Below are 3,830 nucleotides of genomic sequence, written 5' to 3'. Positions count from 1 at the left end.
AACTGAGACTCTTTCGGTTGCCGATAAAGAATTCGTCCTTGTCTATGACCCCAGCGCACCCGAAGGCAAGCAGGTTGTCACAGCAAACCTGGGCGACAAGACCACTCCGACTTTTGATGAAGCTAAGTCAATCTCCATCAATGCATTGAAAAAGCTCCTCGACTCGAAGACGTTCGCGGACGCAGAATTCAAGCTCAGTGACAACATCTTCAAAATTACGGGTACTGATTTCACCATCGAACTTCACACCAAAAATGACCTCGTCATGACCTCTGTTATTTCCGGCAAGGCGACGGGCGTTAACGTTCCTCAGATCGTGGTGTCTTCCTATGGGCTCAGCGAGGAAGCACAGAAGCTCTTTGACTCTGCTGTTGAGCCCGCGACAGCCCAGTAATAAATACCTTTCGTCCAATTTTCCGCTTCACAATGCGGTTTAGAATTAACTATGGCGAAATCTTCACACCCCACCCGCGATCGTCTTATTGAGACGATGGCGGAACTGCTGGATGGTTCTGATCCAGAACACATCACAGCCGATCAGGTGTTGACAGCCTCGGGGGTTTCTAAGGGTTCGCTCTATCACCACTTCGAGGACTTCGAAGATCTCCTTGAAGCTGCACTCATCTCTCGCTTCGGCGTGAACGTGGATGCCACAATCGATGCACTTGCTCAGATCCTGGCCACTGTGAACTCACGCGAAGAACTCCTTGAGTCTCTGCGCCAGATTAACGTCTACAACCAGGCACAAGAACGTTCAAGTTTCCGCCTGGAGCGTGCTCGTGCAGCGGGTCTGACCTATAGCAGCCCCCGATTCCACGACGCGCTTGGTGCTGAACAACAGCGTCTGACCGATGCCTTTACTGATCTGTTTATTGAAGCCCAGAACAAGGGCTGGATGTCGACTGGTGTTGATGCTCGCGCAGCAGCTGTCTTTGTTCAGGCCTACACGGTCGGTCGCGTCGTCGACGACATCGCTCCCGAAAAGGTTGACCCCGAAGCCTGGATCAACCTCGTGATGCACGTGATTGACAAGGCTATTCTCAACTAATCGCCAAGCACCTCTGCGGTTGAACGGACCGTAGCGAATTCACCGTTGAGGTTTGCCCCGGTGATGCGTGCTATTTCGTCAGCGGGTATGATTTTTCCCTCAACATCTTTCCGGTCATTAGTGTGCGTAGCATCCAGTACGAACGTGACGTCATAACCAAGATTTCCTGCCATGCGTGCCGTTGTTTCACAACAGTGGTTCGTCGTGATGCCACAAATTGTGACTGAAGAAATTCCTGCTGCCTTGAGCCACGCATCGAGGTCAGGCGTTCCATAGAAAGCTGAGTTCACCTGCTTCGAAATAAGGAGGTCATGAGCTCCATCTATTCCAGATTTGAAATAGTTGCCCGACTGCCCCGGACGAAGGGGCGAGGTTGCGCCAACAGAATCATGACGTACCAACACGACAGGTTGACCTTCGGAACGCCATTTCCCGAGCAAGGAACGAATGTTGTCTTCACATGCAGGGTTATTTCGCGGTCCCCAGTAATCCAGCTGGTCAAAACCCTGCTGGACATCAATCACGATGAGAGCGTTCTTCGTCATGGCTTCAGGTTACTCTGCTGCCGCCTATAACACTTATATCAATATTGATATAATTAGTTATGGTCATCTCCACTCTCATTTCTGAGGCTCGACTTCAAAGTGGTCTCACTCAGACCGAGTTAGCACTGCGTGCCGGAACATCACAAGCGACCTTGAGCAAATACGAGTCAGGTGAAGCAGTCCCCACCCTGGTGACATTGGAAAGAATTCTGGCTGCTGCTGGCGCCACGCTCGAGCTCACTGCAACGAGTTCCCCTCGGCAACTGGATGTTCGCCGAGGAATAATGGCTCTGGTTCAGGCCAAAAGAAAACAGATCATCGAGATCCTCGCCGGTTTTGACATGTTCAACCCGGCAGTGTTTGGCTCCGTCGCCCGAGGCGAGGAAACAGAAACTTCTGACATCGACATCATGGTTGATTTTGACGCGAGAAAGTATGGCTTGATGCCTTTGCTTGATGCTTCCGATGCCCTTCAAGAAATACTTTTTCAACAGATTGATGTAGCCCCCCGTTCTGTCCTCGCTGAGCATGTAGCTTTACACGCTCATCGAGAGGCAGTTCCTTTATGACCCGAAGCGACAAACAACGTATTAGCGACATCCTGAAAGCCATCCAGTCCATCCACAGAAGCAAAGCATTACTCGAGAAACATTCTGAGGATGAAATTGAAGAGACGGTGTTGGCCGCCGTCACTTTTCAACTATTCATCATTGGTGAAGCGGTGAAGTCTCTCAGCGCTAGTCAACGAGAGACGCTGCCGGAAGTCCCCTGGAGCAAAATAATGCGTCAGCGCGACCTCATTGGTCACCACTACTTCACCGTAGACGCGGAAATGATTTGGGAAACATTAGATAAGCCCCTCAACCAGCTTCATGCTGCTTTGAGGGGCTTATCAATTCAAGATTGAGAAATGTTAGTTCTCAAACGCCTCTGGTGGTGGGCAGGAGCACACCAGGTTACGGTCCCCATAAGCGTTGTCGATGCGACGAACCGGTGCCCAGTACTTGCTCCGCACGCGCATAGTGCGGGTGGCAGCGTCGAGACCTTCCGCGAAGGGATAGACAGCCTTTTCGCGGGAGTAAGGGTGGTTCCACTCCCCTGCAATCGAAGCTGCGGTGTGAGGAGCGTTGTGTAGGGGGTTGTCATCTGCAGGCCACTCACCAGCAAGAACAGCGTCAGCCTCAGCCTTGATGGTGATCATGGCGTTGATGAAGCGTTCGATCTCATCCAAATCTTCCGACTCGGTGGGCTCAATCATGAGCGTTCCCGCAACAGGGAAGCTCATGGTGGGAGCGTGGAAACCGAAGTCCACTAAACGCTTCGCGACATCATCTACGGTCACACCGGTCTCTGCGGTCAGTGGACGCAGGTCGAGGATGCACTCGTGCGCAACCAGACCGTTGTCACCGGTGTAGAGGGTGGGGTAGTAATCCGCGAGGCGCTTGGAAATGTAGTTCGCTGCGAGAACAGCAGATGCTGTTGCATCGCGAATGCCCTGCTCACCCATCATGCGCACGTATGCCCATGAAATAGGGAGAATGCTGGGCGAACCGTAAGGAGCAGCTGAGATCTGAGCACCGTCATGAGTAACGGTAGAGACGGTGTCGCCTTCCACCAAGACGTGGTGAGGGTTCTGGATCGCGAAGTGGCTAGGCAGGTAAGGAGCAAGGTGCGCCTTTGCTGCGACGGGGCCCACACCGGGACCGCCACCACCGTGAGGGATGCAGAAGGTCTTGTGCAGGTTCAGGTGGGAGACGTCGCCACCAAAGTCACCGAAGCGCGCAAAACCGGTCATCGCGTTGAGGTTCGCACCATCAACATAAACCTGGCCGCCTGCTGCGTGAACAGCAGCAGTGATGTCGGGCACTGCGTGCTCATACACACCGTGAGTGGAGGGGTAGGTGATCATGAGAGCAGCGAGTGTGTCACCGTGCTCGGCGATCTTGGCGCGCAGGTCATCGAGGTCAACGTTTCCGACCTCATCACAGGCGACCACAACCACGCTCATGCCAGCTAGAACTGCAGAGGCTGCGTTGGTGCCGTGGGCACTGGAAGGAATCAAGCAGACGGTGCGCTGAGTGTCACCGTTGGCCAAGTGGTATCCACGAATAGCGAGCAGACCAGCAAGCTCGCCCTGGCTTCCCGCGTTGGGCTGGAGGGAAACGGTGTTGTATCCGGTGAGGTCAACAAGCCACTTCTCGAGCTGAGCAATGAGTTCAACGTAACCGGCAACATCC

At 53.5% G+C, this 3,830-nt stretch carries 5 protein-coding genes and 1 pseudogene; 4 read left to right on the top strand and 2 right to left on the bottom strand.

What is annotated here, in order from left to right; genetic code table 11:
* Positions 1-394 (top strand): hypothetical protein (locus tag RR877_RS09980; protein WP_332628101.1); only part of this gene is annotated, 394 nt, incomplete at its 5' end.
* A 51-nt stretch (positions 395-445) separates the two neighbouring features.
* Positions 446-1,048, top strand: a complete 603-nt coding sequence (locus RR877_RS09975) for a TetR/AcrR family transcriptional regulator (protein ID WP_332619158.1) — start codon at positions 446-448, stop codon at positions 1,046-1,048.
* Here RR877_RS09975 and RR877_RS09970 read toward each other — a convergent pair.
* Positions 1,045-1,593 (bottom strand): cysteine hydrolase family protein, encoded by a 549-nt coding sequence (locus RR877_RS09970; RefSeq protein WP_332619159.1) that lies wholly within the window; start codon positions 1,591-1,593, stop codon positions 1,045-1,047. The genes RR877_RS09975 and RR877_RS09970 overlap by 4 nt on opposite strands.
* Positions 1,594-1,652: 59 nt before the next feature.
* Here RR877_RS09970 and RR877_RS09965 point away from each other — a divergent pair, with 59 nt between their 5' ends.
* A complete protein-coding gene (locus tag RR877_RS09965) occupies positions 1,653-2,162 on the top strand; it encodes an XRE family transcriptional regulator (protein WP_280804798.1) in 510 nt (169 codons plus the stop codon).
* A complete protein-coding gene (locus RR877_RS09960) occupies positions 2,159-2,500 on the top strand; it encodes a HepT-like ribonuclease domain-containing protein (protein WP_110234019.1) in 342 nt (113 codons plus the stop codon). The genes RR877_RS09965 and RR877_RS09960 overlap by 4 nt, the downstream gene beginning before the upstream one ends.
* 6 nt (positions 2,501-2,506) lie before the next feature.
* Here the strand turns inward: RR877_RS09960 and RR877_RS09955 are convergent.
* Positions 2,507-3,830 (bottom strand): annotated as a pseudogene (locus RR877_RS09955) (glycine dehydrogenase (aminomethyl-transferring)); the annotation flags it as partial.

The sequence above is a fragment of the Aurantimicrobium sp. genome, assembly GCF_036667855.1.
GTDB lineage: Bacteria > Actinomycetota > Actinomycetes > Actinomycetales > Microbacteriaceae > Aurantimicrobium.
The sequence above is the reverse complement of the archived record's forward strand: the minus strand, read 5'-3'. Positions and strand labels throughout refer to the sequence as shown.